General features: G+C 61.4%; 13 protein-coding genes. 6 read left to right on the top strand and 7 right to left on the bottom strand.

Going from position 1 to position 13,186, the window contains the following annotated elements:
- Positions 1-25: 25 nt before the first annotated feature.
- The 4 genes from LOY31_RS04355 to mreB form a co-directional block, all read right to left on the bottom strand.
- A complete protein-coding gene (locus LOY31_RS04355) occupies positions 26-622 on the bottom strand; it encodes a nucleoside triphosphate pyrophosphatase (RefSeq protein ID WP_085608074.1) in 597 nt (198 codons plus the stop codon).
- 202 nt (positions 623-824) lie between these two features.
- On the bottom strand, positions 825-1,316 hold the full coding sequence (gene mreD, locus LOY31_RS04350; RefSeq protein ID WP_258712913.1) for a rod shape-determining protein MreD: 492 nt from the start codon (positions 1,314-1,316) through the stop codon (positions 825-827).
- Positions 1,316-2,440, bottom strand: coding sequence for a rod shape-determining protein MreC (mreC, locus tag LOY31_RS04345; RefSeq protein ID WP_258713587.1), 1,125 nt, complete (start codon positions 2,438-2,440; stop codon positions 1,316-1,318). The genes mreD and mreC overlap by 1 nt, the downstream gene beginning before the upstream one ends.
- Positions 2,441-2,580: 140 nt before the next feature.
- Complete coding sequence (mreB, locus tag LOY31_RS04340; RefSeq protein ID WP_002555108.1) at positions 2,581-3,618, bottom strand: rod shape-determining protein MreB; 1,038 nt, start codon at positions 3,616-3,618, stop codon at positions 2,581-2,583.
- Positions 3,619-3,829: 211 nt separating this feature from the next.
- Here mreB and gatC point away from each other — a divergent pair, with 211 nt between their 5' ends.
- The 6 genes from gatC to LOY31_RS04310 all read left to right on the top strand — a co-directional run bounded on the left by gatC (position 3,830) and on the right by LOY31_RS04310 (position 9,050).
- Complete coding sequence (gatC, locus tag LOY31_RS04335; protein WP_007953612.1) at positions 3,830-4,117, top strand: Asp-tRNA(Asn)/Glu-tRNA(Gln) amidotransferase subunit GatC; 288 nt, start codon at positions 3,830-3,832, stop codon at positions 4,115-4,117.
- Positions 4,118-4,133: 16 nt separating this feature from the next.
- Complete coding sequence (gatA, locus tag LOY31_RS04330) at positions 4,134-5,585, top strand: Asp-tRNA(Asn)/Glu-tRNA(Gln) amidotransferase subunit GatA (protein ID WP_221533394.1); 1,452 nt, start codon at positions 4,134-4,136, stop codon at positions 5,583-5,585.
- Between the two features lie 10 nt (positions 5,586-5,595).
- Positions 5,596-7,041, top strand: coding sequence for an Asp-tRNA(Asn)/Glu-tRNA(Gln) amidotransferase subunit GatB (gatB, locus tag LOY31_RS04325; RefSeq protein WP_102686864.1), 1,446 nt, complete (start codon positions 5,596-5,598; stop codon positions 7,039-7,041).
- Between the two features lie 149 nt (positions 7,042-7,190).
- Positions 7,191-7,565: a septal ring lytic transglycosylase RlpA family protein gene (locus LOY31_RS04320; protein WP_201819026.1), complete on the top strand. Its 375-nt coding sequence runs from the start codon at positions 7,191-7,193 to the stop codon at positions 7,563-7,565.
- 46 nt (positions 7,566-7,611) lie between these two features.
- A complete protein-coding gene (locus tag LOY31_RS04315; RefSeq protein WP_258712912.1) occupies positions 7,612-8,673 on the top strand; it encodes a calcium/sodium antiporter in 1,062 nt (353 codons plus the stop codon).
- Positions 8,670-9,050: a carboxymuconolactone decarboxylase family protein gene (locus LOY31_RS04310; RefSeq protein ID WP_007953619.1), complete on the top strand. Its 381-nt coding sequence runs from the start codon at positions 8,670-8,672 to the stop codon at positions 9,048-9,050. The genes LOY31_RS04315 and LOY31_RS04310 overlap by 4 nt, the downstream gene beginning before the upstream one ends.
- Positions 9,051-9,059: 9 nt before the next feature.
- Here LOY31_RS04310 and LOY31_RS04305 read toward each other — a convergent pair whose 3' ends face one another.
- The 3 genes from LOY31_RS04305 to LOY31_RS04295 all read right to left on the bottom strand — a co-directional run bounded on the left by LOY31_RS04305 (position 9,060) and on the right by LOY31_RS04295 (position 13,122).
- The gene (locus tag LOY31_RS04305; RefSeq protein ID WP_007953620.1) at positions 9,060-10,001 is read right to left on the bottom strand and encodes an AEC family transporter; all 942 of its coding nucleotides are present in this window, start codon (positions 9,999-10,001) and stop codon (positions 9,060-9,062) included.
- A 194-nt stretch (positions 10,002-10,195) separates the two neighbouring features.
- Positions 10,196-11,749 (bottom strand): galactarate dehydratase, encoded by a 1,554-nt coding sequence (gene garD / locus LOY31_RS04300; RefSeq protein WP_221534372.1) that lies wholly within the window; start codon positions 11,747-11,749, stop codon positions 10,196-10,198.
- Between the two features lie 11 nt (positions 11,750-11,760).
- Positions 11,761-13,122 (bottom strand): MFS transporter, encoded by a 1,362-nt coding sequence (locus tag LOY31_RS04295; RefSeq protein WP_221534373.1) that lies wholly within the window; start codon positions 13,120-13,122, stop codon positions 11,761-11,763.
- Positions 13,123-13,186 lie beyond the last annotated feature (64 nt).

Raw genomic sequence — 13,186 nt, 5'->3', positions numbered from 1 at the left:
TGGCCGCATCTTGTCCGTTCGACGCTTATTGCGCGTTCAGGGTTTGCCAACAGGGTATGCCGAAATGGCCGAGCAGTTCTGCGCTTTCGCACACCGGCAAGCCGACGACCGCCGAGTAACTGCCATTGAGGCCGGCGACGAACACCGCGCCGAGCCCCTGAATGCCGTAGCCACCCGCCTTGTCCCGGGGTTCGCCGCTGGCCCAGTAGGCGGCGGCTTCTTCACGGCTGATCGACCGGAACCGCACCAGACTGCGCACCACCCGCGACTCGCAGCGCTCGCCGTCGAGCACGGCAATTGCTGTCAGCACTTCATGCTCCTTGCCGGACAACATCATCAGCATGGCGCATGCGTCGGCTTCGTCCACCGGTTTGCCAAGAATTTTGCCGTCCAGCACCACAGCGGTGTCGGCGCCCAGTACGCAAAACGCTACGTCGCAAACGACGGTGCGCCGCCCGGCCTCGGCCTTGCCGCGCGCCAGGCGCTCGACGTAGGCCGATGGGGATTCATTGGCGAGAGGGGTTTCATCGATATCCGCGCTGATGGCGGTAAACGGGATGCCGATCTGCGTGAGCAACTCACGCCGACGCGGCGATCCTGAGGCGAGGTAAAGCTTTTCCATCAAGACATCTCCCTGTTTGGTGCCCTGCCTCACAAATGCTGTTCCCTTTGGTCGGCGTCTGGTGTTGCCATACTGCGTTGCCGTTCCTCGCCATAGCACGCTATGACTCGTCACGGCGCCTTGTCTGGCAACAACAGCCACTCGCCCAAAAAGAACTTCATTTGCGAGGCAAGGCACTGGTTTGGGCAAATGCCTGACCGAATCAGTTGATTTTGTAGCGCCGGCGCAATCCACGCAAAGCGAAGCTGACCCATGGCCAGAGCAAGGCACTGACCAGTGCCGGCAGTACCAACGCGAGGGTCGGCTGACGGTTGCCGGTCAAGGCACTGAGCCAAAGCTGTACGAGCTGGGCGAGGCCGAAGATCACCAGGACGACCAGGCTCTGCTGCCACATCGGGAACATTCGCAGGCGTTGCTGCAACGACAGCACCAGGAACGTGATCAGTGTCAGAATCAAGGCATTCTGACCGAGCAGATCGCCCTGCAGCACGTCTTCGGCCAGCCCCAGGCAGAAGGCCGTGACCATGCCGACGGTGTGCGGCAGATACAACGCCCAGAAAGTCAGGAGCAAGGCCAGCCACAGCGGGCGCAGGATTTCCATGAAAATGGGCAATGGCGACACACTGAGCAGAATGCCGACGATAAACGTCAGCCATACAATCCAGCCATTACGCGTTGCGGTAGCCCCGACCATTATTCTTGCCTCCCGGTGGTCGCCGGCGCAGTGACTGGCGGTTTGACCGCTGGTCGAGCCGCCGGCTGATTCGCCGGTGGCTTGCTGGCCGCTGGTGTGGCTGCAGGCGGTTTGCTTGCAGCGGGTTTGGCCGGCGTGGTGCTGGCGGCAGGCGCAGCCGGCGGCGTCGCCGTCGCTGGAGTTGCTGCTGCGGCAGGCGGGGTGACGATTTTCGGTACCGTGGACGGAATCACCGGACCACCACCAAAGGCATCAAGGTTTTCCTGAGCCTGCGCGGCATCATTGGCACGTTCTTCGGCGGTGCGGTTATCGCTGAACACCAGCAGCAGGTAACGGCTGCGGTTCAGTGCGGCGGTCGGCACGGCGCGAACAATGGCGAATGGCTGGCCGGAATCGTGGATCACTTCCTTGACCGTCGCCACCGGATAACCGGCCGGGAAACGCTGACCGAGACCGGAGCTGACCAGCAGATCACCTTCCTTGACGTCGGCGGTGTCCGCCACGTGGCGCAGTTCCAGACGCTCGGGGTTACCGGTGCCGCTGGCAATCGCCCGCAGACCGTTACGGTTCACCTGCACAGGAATGCTGTGGGTAGAGTCGGTCAGCAGCAACACACGAGAGGTGTACGGCATCAGTTCGACCACCTGCCCCATCAGGCCGCGAGCATCGAGCACCGGCTGACCGAGCACCACGCCATCACGCTCACCTTTATTGATGATGATGCGATGGGTGAAGGGGTTGGGGTCCATGCCGATCAGCTCGGCCACTTCGACCTTCTCGTTGACCAGCGCGGAAGAATTGAGCAACTCTCGCAGACGGACGTTCTGCTCGGTGAGGGCGGCAAGCTTCTGCATGCGACCCTGCAACAGCAGGTTCTCCGACTTGAGTTTTTCATTTTCGGCGACGAGCTCGGTGCGACTGCCGAACTGGCTGGCGATACCTTCCCACAACCGTCCGGGCAGGTCAGTGATCCAGTAGGCGTCCATCAGCACCAGCGAGGCCTGGCTGCGTACGGGTTTAAGCAGGCTGAAGCGCGCGTCAACGACCATCAGCGCGACCGACAGTACGGCCAGCACCAACAAGCGCACGCCCAGTGAGGGGCCCTTGGCGAAAAGCGGTTTAATAAGCCGCTCCTCCCAGGCAAATGTTCTGTTTATTCATACGGCATCAAACCGGCCTGGATGAAGACTGACAGAAGATAAACGCCAACAGGCAGCACTGCAAAGTGCTGCCTGTGCGCTCACCCACGTATTGCACCCGGCGATTATTCGCTGGAGAGCAGGTCCATGGTGTGCTTGTCCATCATTTCCAATGCACGGCCACCGCCGCGAGCGACGCAGGTCAGCGGATCTTCGGCAACGATCACCGGCAGACCGGTTTCCTGGGCCAGCAGCTTGTCGAGGTCACGCAGCAGCGCGCCACCACCGGTCAGCACCAGTCCACGCTCGGCGATGTCGGAAGCCAGTTCCGGCGGCGATTGCTCCAAGGCGCTTTTCACGGCCTGAACGATGGTTGCCAGGGACTCTTGCAGAGCTTCCAGCACTTCGTTGGAGTTCAGGGTGAATGCGCGTGGAACGCCTTCGGCCAGGTTGCGACCGCGAACGTCGACTTCGCGAACTTCGCCGCCCGGGTAGGCCGTACCGATTTCCTGCTTGATGCGCTCGGCGGTGGATTCGCCGATCAGGCTGCCGTAGTTGCGGCGCACGTAGGTGATGATCGCTTCGTCGAAGCGGTCGCCGCCAACGCGTACGGATTCGGCATAGACCACACCGTTCAGGGAGATCAGCGCGATTTCGGTAGTACCACCACCGATATCCACGACCATCGAGCCGCGTGCTTCTTCAACCGGCAGGCCGGCACCGATCGCAGCGGCCATCGGCTCTTCGATCAGGAACACTTCACGGGCACCGGCACCAAGGGCCGATTCACGGATGGCACGACGCTCAACCTGGGTGGATTTGCATGGAACGCAGATCAGCACACGAGGGCTGGGCTGCAGAAAGCTGTTTTCGTGAACCTTGTTAATAAAGTATTGCAGCATCTTTTCGCAGACGCTGAAGTCGGCGATCACGCCGTCCTTCATCGGACGAATGGCAGCAATGTTGCCCGGCGTACGGCCAAGCATGCGCTTGGCCTCGGTGCCGACAGCGACGACACTTTTCTGGTTACCGTGTGTCCGAATGGCCACAACCGATGGCTCATTCAGGACGATACCGCGCTCGCGCACGTAAATAAGGGTGTTGGCAGTGCCCAGGTCAATGGAAAGATCGCTGGAAAACATGCCACGCAGTTTCTTGAACATGGGAAAGGGACCCTAGGCAACGCGTGGGTAAAAAAGTGCGGCAAACTCTAACAACGACAGGGATTTTGGGCAAGGCGCCAATATGTTAAATTGGCCGCTTTTCTGTGCACCAAGCCCCACAATCGCGGCCTTATGACCGTAGAAGTGCGGTAGTGTTCCGACAATCTAACACACGGACGCCGTCCGTCCTGTTTTCCACTGGAGAAACCCGATGGCGCTAGAACGCTCCGACGTGGAAAAAATCGCTCATCTGGCCAGCCTTGGCCTGAATGACGCCGATCTTCCACACATCACTTCGGCCCTCAACAGCATTCTCGGGCTGGTCGACGAAATGCAGGCGGTCAATACCGACGGTATCGAGCCGCTGGCCCACCCGCTGGAAGCCAGTCAGCGCCTGCGCGCCGACGTCGTGACCGAAAGCAATAACCGCGAGGCTTATCAGTCCATCGCACCAGCGGTCGAAAACGGCCTGTACCTGGTTCCGAAAGTCATCGACTAAAGGGAAAGAGCCTGCAATGCATCAATTGACTCTGGCCGAGATCGCCCGCGGTCTCGCCGATAAAAAGTTTTCTTCCGAAGAGCTGACCAAAGTCCTGCTGGCGCGCATTACCCAGCTCGATCCGCAGCTCAACAGTTTCATCAGCCTCACCGAAGAGCTGGCCCTCGAGCAGGCGAAAGCCGCCGACGTGCGCCGGGCCAATGGTGAGAGCGGCGCGCTGCTCGGTGCCCCGATCGCCCACAAAGACCTGTTCTGCACCCAGGGCATCCGCACCAGCTGCGGCTCGAAGATGCTCGACAATTTCAAGGCCCCGTACGACGCCACGGTGGTGTCGAAGCTGGCCGCCGCCGGCACCGTGACCCTGGGCAAGACCAACATGGACGAATTCGCCATGGGTTCGGCCAACGAGTCGAGCTGGTACGGCGCGGTGAAAAACCCGTGGAACCTGGAACACGTACCGGGCGGTTCGTCCGGTGGTTCGGCGGCAGCGGTTGCCGCTCGTCTGTTGCCTGCCGCAACGGCCACCGACACCGGTGGTTCGATCCGTCAGCCGGCCGCGTTCACCAACCTCACAGGCCTGAAACCGACCTACGGTCGCGTGTCGCGCTGGGGCATGATTGCTTACGCCTCCAGCCTCGATCAGGGCGGCCCACTGGCTCGCACTGCCGAAGACTGCGCGATTTTGTTGCAAGGCATGGCCGGCTTCGATCCGAACGACTCCACCAGCATCGATGAACCGGTGCCGGACTACGCCGCCGGTCTGAATGGCTCGCTGCAAGGCCTGCGCATCGGCGTGCCGAAGGAATACTTCGGCGCCGGTCTTGACCCGCGCATCGCCGACCTGATCCAGAACAGCATCAAAGAGCTGCAGAAGCTCGGTGCCGTGATCAAGGAAATCAGCCTGCCGAACATGCAGCACGCGATTCCTGCGTACTACGTGATCGCCCCGGCAGAAGCCTCCTCCAACCTGTCGCGTTTCGACGGCGTGCGCTTCGGCCACCGCTGCGAAGATCCGAAGAACCTGGAAGACCTGTACAAGCGCTCCCGTGGCGAAGGCTTTGGTGCCGAAGTGCAGCGCCGGATCATGGTCGGTGCCTACGCACTGTCCGCCGGTTACTACGACGCCTACTACCTGAAAGCGCAGAAGATCCGTCGCCTGGTGAAGAACGACTTCATGGCTGCCTTTAATGAAGTCGACATCATCCTCGGCCCGACCACGCCAAACCCGGCCTGGAAACTCGGCGCCAAGAACAGCGACCCGGTCGCTGCCTACCTGGAAGACGTCTACACCATCACCGCCAACCTCGCGGGCCTGCCGGGCCTGTCGATGCCAGCCGGTTTTGTCGATGGTCTGCCGGTTGGCGTGCAACTGCTCGCTCCGTATTTCCAGGAAGGTCGCCTGTTGAACGTTGCCCACCAGTATCAGTTACACACTGACTGGCACACCCGCACCCCAACCGGCTTCTGAGGAGACACACATGCAATGGGAAGTCGTGATCGGGCTGGAGATTCACACCCAGCTCACCACCCGGTCGAAAATCTTTTCCGGTAGTTCCACCACGTTCGGCTCCGAGCCGAACACCCAGGCCAGCCTGATCGACCTGGGCATGCCCGGCGTGTTGCCGGTGCTGAACCAGGAAGCGGTGCGCATGGCGGTGATGTTCGGTCTGGCGATTGACGCCGAGATCGGTCAGCACAACGTGTTCGCGCGTAAAAACTATTTCTACCCGGATCTGCCGAAGGGCTACCAGATCAGCCAGATGGAATTGCCGATCGTCGGCAAGGGCCACCTGGACATCGCGCTGGAAGACGGCACGGTCAAACGCGTCGGCATTACCCGCGCGCACCTGGAAGAAGACGCCGGCAAGAGCCTGCACGAGGAATTCAGCGGTGCCACCGGCATCGACCTGAACCGTGCCGGCACGCCGCTGCTGGAAATCGTTTCCGAGCCTGACATGCGCAGCGCCAAGGAAGCCGTGGCTTACGTCAAGGCGATCCACGCGCTGGTACGTTACCTGGGCATCTGCGACGGCAACATGGCCGAAGGCTCGCTGCGTTGCGACTGCAACGTGTCGATCCGTCCGAAAGGCCAGGTTGAATTCGGCACCCGCTGCGAGATCAAGAACGTCAACTCGTTCCGTTTCATCGAGAAGGCGATCAACTCCGAAATCCAGCGTCAGATCGACCTGATCGAAGACGGCGGCAAAGTGATCCAGCAGACCCGTCTGTACGATCCGAACAAGGACGAAACCCGTCCGATGCGCAGCAAAGAGGAAGCCAACGACTACCGTTACTTCCCCGATCCGGACCTGCTGCCGGTGGTCATCGAGGACTCGTTCCTTAATGACGTGCGCGCCACCCTGCCGGAACTACCACCGCAAAAACGCGAGCGCTTCCAGAGTGCTTTCGGTCTGTCGGCCTACGACGCCAACGTGCTGGCTACCAGCCGTGAGCAGGCGGATTACTTCGAGAAAGTCGCAGCCATCGGCGGCGACGCCAAACTGGCGGCGAACTGGGTGATGGTCGAGTTGGGCAGCCTGCTCAACAAGCAGAACCTGGACATCGAGGATTCGCCGGTTTCGGCCGAGCAACTGGGCGGCATGCTGCAGCGCATCAAGGACAACACCATCTCCGGCAAGATCGCCAAGGTGGTGTTCGAAGCGATGGCCAACGGCGAAGGCAGCGCAGACGAGATCATCGAAAAGCGCGGCCTGAAGCAGGTTACCGACACCGGTGCGATTTCGGCGGTGCTGGACGAAATGCTCGCGGCCAACGCCGAGCAGGTCGAGCAATACCGCGCGGCAGACGAAGCCAAGCGCGGCAAGATGTTCGGCTTCTTCGTCGGCCAGGCCATGAAAGCCTCCAAAGGCAAGGCCAACCCGCAGCAAGTGAACGAACTGCTGAAAAGCAAGCTCGAAGGCTGACCACAATGGAGCCAGATCCAAAGCCTGGCTCCATTCCCTGTGGGAGCGGGCTTGCTCGCGAAAGCGGCGTAACAGTCAGCAGATATGTTGAATGTGAGTCCCCCTTCGCGAGCAAGCCCGCTCCCACATTGTTATTTGGGAGCTTTTGAATGAAACGTCTGCTCGGCGCCTGCGCCCTGCTCTCTTTGCTGGCCGGTTGCGCCAGCACCGATGTCATCGACCCGCACGGTTACGACCAGACCGGCGTCGCCTCCTATTACGGTGCCAAGCACCACGGTAAACGCACCGCCAGCGGCGAAGCGTTCAACCAGAATTCCCTGACCGCCGCCCACCGCCAGTTGCCGTTCGGCACGCGGGTGAAGGTCACCAACCTGAAAAACGATGAATCCGTCGTGGTCCGCATCAACGACCGCGGCCCGCACACCCGTGGCCGCCTGATCGATGTTTCACGTGCGGCGGCCGAACAGCTCGGTATGCTGCGCAGTGGAACCGCACGGGTCAGGATCCAGGCCCTCGACGACTGATGGAGCGTCCACCATTTTCGGACTGACCGACTTACCCCTGATCAGCGTGATCGAATTGCTCAGCGGGCTGTTCCTGCTGATCGCCGGCGCCGAGCTGATGGTGCGCGCCGCGGTGCGCCTGGCCGCGCGCCTGCATGTACGACCGCTGATCATCGGCCTGACCATCGTCGGCCTCGGCAGCAGCGCCCCGCAAATGGCCGTCAGCCTGCAAGCCGTGCAGGCGCACACGCCGGACATCGCCGTCAGCAGCGTGATCGGCAGCAGCATTTTCAACATTCTCGTCACCCTCGGCCTGTCGGCGCTGATCATTCCGCTGCGGGTGTCGCGGCAACTGGTGCGTCTCGACATCCCGTTGATGATCGGCGCCAGCCTGCTGGTGTTCGTGCTGGCGTGGAATGAAGAGCTCGGGCGCTTCGACGGCATTCTGTTGATCGGTGCCCTGACGCTTTACCTCGGATTGTTGCTGCGCCAGTCGCGGCACTCGGCCCGCCCGCATTCCGATCAACCGCATGATCCGCAGGCGCCGTGGTTCACCAGCCTGCTGATGATTGTCGGCGGTCTGGGCATGCTGGTGTTCGCCGGGCACTTGCTGCTGGGTGCAGCCGTGGTCGTCGCCACTGACCTGGGATTCTCCGAACGGGTGATCGGCCTGACCGTGGTCGCGGTCGGCACCTCGCTGCCGGAGCTCGCCACCTCACTGATCGCAGCGCTGCGCGGTCAGCGGGACATTGCAGTCGGCAACGTGATCGGCGCCAACCTGTTCAACCTGCTCGGGGTGCTGGGCCTCACCGCACTGATCGCGCCGACGCCGTTGTCGGTCTCGCCGAACGCGCTGGATTTCGACCTGCCGGTGATGCTCGGCGTCGCTGCGCTGTGCCTGCCGGTGTTCTATTCCGGTTATCGCGTGACACGGGCCGAAGGTTTGCTGCTGTTGGGTTTGTATCTGGCGTACGGGCTGCATGTGGTGTCGTTCACCACCGGCATGCCACTGGCCGGCAAACTCGAGCGATTGATGCTGTTTTATGTACTGCCGACGCTGCTGACGTTTCTGTTTTTCACGTCCGTGCGCGCCTGGCGCCGCCAACACCACAAGAAGGATGTGCCATGACCGAATCGAAGAAATCCGGGGTTGAAGTCCGCCGTCAGGTAATGGGCGACGCGTTTGTCGACCGCGCGCTGGGCAACGCTACCGAGTTCACCCAACCGTTGCAGGATTTCGTCAACGAACACGCCTGGGGCGGCGTGTGGAATCGCGAAGGTCTGCCACTGAAGACCCGCAGCCTGATCACCCTCGCCGCATTGACAGCACTGAAGTGCCCGCAGGAATTGAAAGGTCACGTGCGCGGTGCGTTGAACAATGGCTGCACGATCGATGAGATCCGCGAAGCGCTGCTGCATTGCGCGGTGTATGCCGGCGTGCCGGCGGCGATCGATGCGTTCCGCGCGGCGCAGGAAGTGATCGACAGTTACCAGAAGCCCGAGTAACCGCCGGCCCTAGATCCACCCGCCCCATTGCAAGAAAAAGATCCCGATGTTGGTGGTGATCGCCGCCATCAACGTGGTCAGCACGATGATCGCCGCCGCCAGTTCATGATTGCCCTGGGCCGCACGGGCCATGACAAAACTGGCGGCGGCGGTCGGGCTGCCGAAGTACAGAAACAGAATCCCCAGCTCCGCCCCGCGAAAGCCCCACAGCCATGCGCCCAGCGTGGCGATCACCGGCAGGCCGACCATCTTCACCAGACTCGAACTGAGCGCCATGTTGCCGCTCTTGCGCAGTGCCGCCAGCGACAGCGTGCCGCCAATGCAAATCAGGGCCAGCGGCAACGTGGTCTGCGCCAGGTACTGACCGGAGGTTTCCAGCCAGCCCGGCAGACCGATCTTGAAATAAGCGAACGGCGCTGCCGCGATCACGCTGATGATCAATGGATTGCTGACCACGCTTTTGCAGATGCTCCACGGGTCGGACTTGATCACCGGGCTGTAGACCGCCAACACGATGGTCGACAGGGTGTTGTAGAAGAGGATCACCAGCGCCGCGAGAATCGCCCCGAGGGAAATCCCGTAGTCGCCATACATGCTCGCCGCCAGCGCCAGGCCGATCACCCCGTTGTTGCCGCGAAACGCGCCCTGGGTGTAGATACCGCGATCTTCACGCGGACAACGGAAAATCGCCCAGCCCCAGGCCACGGCAAAACTGACCAGCGTGGCCAGTGCGAAATAGATCAGCAGCGCCGGTTGCAGCGCGGCGTGCAGGTCAGCGTGCAGAATGCCGAGAAACAGCAGCGCCGGCATGGTGACGTTGAACACCAGCGACGATGCCGTGTGGATGAAGTTGTCGTTGATCCAGTCGATGCGCTTGAGCAGCACACCGAGAAACAGCATGGCAAACACCGGCGCGGTGATGTTCAGGGTTTCGAGGAAAATTGCCAGCATGCCGGGGAGCCTTGGAGGTGAGCGTCGTTAGGGGGCTAATGATAAGCCACTTTCACCCTGATCGTTCCCACGTCGAAGCGTCGAACCGTCTGCGTGGGAATGCAGCCCGGGACGCTCCGCGTCCAAAGTCGTGACGCGGAGCGTCACAGGAGGCGTTCCCACGCAGAGCGTGGGAACGATCAAACACTCAACGATCAAGTAATCGGCGCCGGATTGAACAACGTAATGTCGTTATGCAGCTTGTGCTTCTCCGCCCACGTCTGCTGCTTGCCGCTCGCCACATCCAGGTAGTAGTGGAACAACTCCCAGCCCAGTTCCTCGATGGACGCACGCCCGGTAGCAATCCGCCCGGCATCGATGTCGATCAGATCCGGCCAGCGCTGCGCCAGCTCCGTACGGGTCGAAACCTTCACCACCGGCGCCATGGCCAAGCCGTAAGGCGTGCCACGACCGGTAGTGAACACATGCAGGTTCATCCCCGCCGCCAGTTGCAACGTACCGCAGACAAAATCACTCGCCGGCGTTGCACAGAAAATCAAACCCTTCTGCTTGAACCGCTCACCCGGGCCGAGCACACCGCTGATCGCGCTGCTACCGGACTTCACGATCGAGCCCAACGACTTTTCGACAATGTTCGACAACCCGCCCTTCTTGTTGCCCGGCGTGGTGTTGGCGCTGCGATCCGCTTCACCCTTGGCCAGATAACGGTCGTACCAGTCCATCTCGCGCACCAGTTCCTCGGCAACGGTTTTGGACTGCGCCCGTGAAGTCAGCAGGTAAATCGCATCGCGCACTTCGGTGACTTCGGAAAACATCACCGTCGCGCCCGCCCGCAGCAGCAAGTCCGAGGCGTAACCCAGCGCGGGGTTGGCGGTAATGCCGGAAAACGCATCGCTGCCACCGCACTGCATGCCGAGGATCAGCTCCGACGCCGGCACGGTTTCGCGGCGACGCTGGTCGAGTTTCTTCAGGCGGACTTCGGCCAGTTCCATGATCTGCTCGATCATCTCGGTGAAACCGTGACTGGAATCCTGCAAGCGATACAGCCACGGCTCGCTCAGATCCACCGAGGCATCGTCCTCGTGCATCACCTGCCCGGCCTGCAATTTCTCGCAGCCCAGACCGATGACCAGCGCCTCGCCACCGAGGTTCGGGTTGCGCGCCAGATTGCGCACGGTGCGGATCGGGATGTAGGCGTCGGTGGCCGTGATGGCCACGCCGCAACCGTAACTGTGGGTCAGCGCCACCACGTCATCGACGTGCGGGTACCTGGGCAAGAGCTCGTCCTTGATCCGCTTCACCGCGTGATCCAGCACCCCGGTGACGCATTGCACGGTGGTGGTGATCCCGAGGATGTTGCGCGTGCCGACGGTGCCGTCGGCGTTGCGATAACCCTCGAACGTGAAGCCTTCCAGCGGTGCCTGCGCGGCCGGCACATCGGTAGACAGCGGCAGGCTGTCCAGCGGCGGCGCGGTCGGCATGCGCAGTTGATCTTCCTTGACCCAACTGCCACGGGGAATCGGCTGCAACGCGTAGCCAATGATCTGGCCGTAGCGAATCACCGTGCCGCCCTCGGGAATATCCACGAGGCTGACCTTGTGACTTTGCGGCACAAAATCCACCGTCACCAGGCCATCGGCAAATGCGGTGCCGGCCGGCACGCCCTGGTCATTGACCACAACCACTACGTTGTCCCGCTCGTGCAGGCGGATGTAGCGCGGCGAGTCAGAATGTTCAATCAACTGCATGACGCCGCTCCTCAGGAATGCGCTTGAGACAATTTACCAGCTGCTTCGGAACCACCGTTGGTTGGCGGCTCTTTCAGGACCACACGCTTGATCGGGCCGACGATCACCAGATAGCTGAACACCGCCACCAGCGCGTTGGCGCCGACGAACACCAGCGCCCATTTGAACGAACCGGTGGAGCTGATGATGTAGCCGATGACGATCGGGGTGGTGATCGACGCGATGTTGCCGAAGGTGTTGAACAGGCCGCCGCTCAGACCGGCGATCTGTTTCGGCGAGGTGTCGGACACCACCGCCCAGCCCAACGCGCCCACGCCTTTGCCGAAGAACGCCAGGGCCATAAAGCCGACCACCATCCATTCAACGTCGACATAGTTGCAGGCCACGATGCTGCTCGAAACCAGCAGACCGGCAATGATCGGCGCCTTGCGGGCGAAGGTCAGCGAATGGCCCTTGCGCAGCAGGTAATCGGAAATCACCCCGCCGAGGACACCGCCGATAAAGCCGCAGATCGCCGGCAACGAGGCAATGAAACCGGCCTTGAGGATGGTCATGCCGCGATCTTGCACCAGGTACACCGGGAACCAGGTCAGGAAGAAATAAGTGATGCCGTTGATGCAGTACTGGCCCAGGTACACGCCGAGCATCATGCGGTTGGTCAGCAACTGGCGGATGTAATCCCATTTCGGCCCGTCGGATTTTTTGCCTTTCTGGTCCATGTCGACCATGCCGCCGTTGTCAGCGATGTGCTTGAACTCGGCATCGTTGATGCGCGGGTGTTCACGCGGGCTGTAGATCACTTTCAGCCAGACCAGCGAGAAGATGATGCCGAGGATACCCATGACGATGAACACGTGCTCCCAGCCAAAGGAGAACACGATCCAGCCCATCAGCGGTGCGAACAGCACGGTCGCGAAGTATTGCGCGGAGTTGAAGATCGCCGAAGCGGTACCGCGTTCAGCGGTCGGGAACCATGCCGCGACGATACGGGCGTTGCCGGGGAACGATGGCGCCTCGGCCAGACCGACCAGGAAGCGCAACATGAACAGCGCGACGATGGCCGTGGACATGCCGAACTCACCGACGAAGCCTTGCAGCACGGTGAACAGCGACCAGGTGAAAATGCTCAGGGCATAGACTTTTTTCGAGCCGAAGCGATCGAGCAGCCAGCCGCCGGGAATTTGCCCGGCCACGTAGGCCCAACCGAAAGCAGAGAAGATGTAGCCGAGGGTGACCGCGTCGATGCCGAGGTCTTTTTGCAAACTGGAACCGGCGATCGCGATGGTGGCGCGGTCGGCGTAGTTGATCGTGGTCACCAAAAACAGCATGAGCAGGATCAAATAGCGGACGTGAGTCGGCTTGGACGATTGCATGTAGATGTACTCCCACTGATTATTTTTATGCGGGTAAAACATTCTTTGGTCTTGTGCCGCGCAG

The organism is Pseudomonas sp. B21-021 (genome assembly GCF_024749205.1).
GTDB lineage: Bacteria > Pseudomonadota > Gammaproteobacteria > Pseudomonadales > Pseudomonadaceae > Aquipseudomonas > Aquipseudomonas paraglycinae.
Note: the sequence above shows the minus strand (reverse complement) of the source record. Positions and strands in the feature narration are given on the sequence as shown.

Coding starts and splice junctions, on each gene's coding strand:
- mreB (WP_002555108.1), bottom strand. CDS start 3,618: ATGTTCAAGAAACTGCGTGGCATGTTTTCCAGCGATCTTTCCATTGAC.
- gatB (WP_102686864.1), top strand. CDS start 5,596: ATGCAATGGGAAGTCGTGATCGGGCTGGAGATTCACACCCAGCTCACC.
- mreD (WP_258712913.1), bottom strand. CDS start 1,316: ATGGTCGGGGCTACCGCAACGCGTAATGGCTGGATTGTATGGCTGACG.
- LOY31_RS04310 (WP_007953619.1), top strand. CDS start 8,670: ATGACCGAATCGAAGAAATCCGGGGTTGAAGTCCGCCGTCAGGTAATG.
- garD (WP_221534372.1), bottom strand. CDS start 11,749: ATGCAGTTGATTGAACATTCTGACTCGCCGCGCTACATCCGCCTGCAC.
- LOY31_RS04355 (WP_085608074.1), bottom strand. CDS start 622: ATGGAAAAGCTTTACCTCGCCTCAGGATCGCCGCGTCGGCGTGAGTTG.
- LOY31_RS04305 (WP_007953620.1), bottom strand. CDS start 10,001: ATGCTGGCAATTTTCCTCGAAACCCTGAACATCACCGCGCCGGTGTTT.
- gatC (WP_007953612.1), top strand. CDS start 3,830: ATGGCGCTAGAACGCTCCGACGTGGAAAAAATCGCTCATCTGGCCAGC.
- LOY31_RS04320 (WP_201819026.1), top strand. CDS start 7,191: ATGAAACGTCTGCTCGGCGCCTGCGCCCTGCTCTCTTTGCTGGCCGGT.
- LOY31_RS04295 (WP_221534373.1), bottom strand. CDS start 13,122: ATGCAATCGTCCAAGCCGACTCACGTCCGCTATTTGATCCTGCTCATG.
- gatA (WP_221533394.1), top strand. CDS start 4,134: ATGCATCAATTGACTCTGGCCGAGATCGCCCGCGGTCTCGCCGATAAA.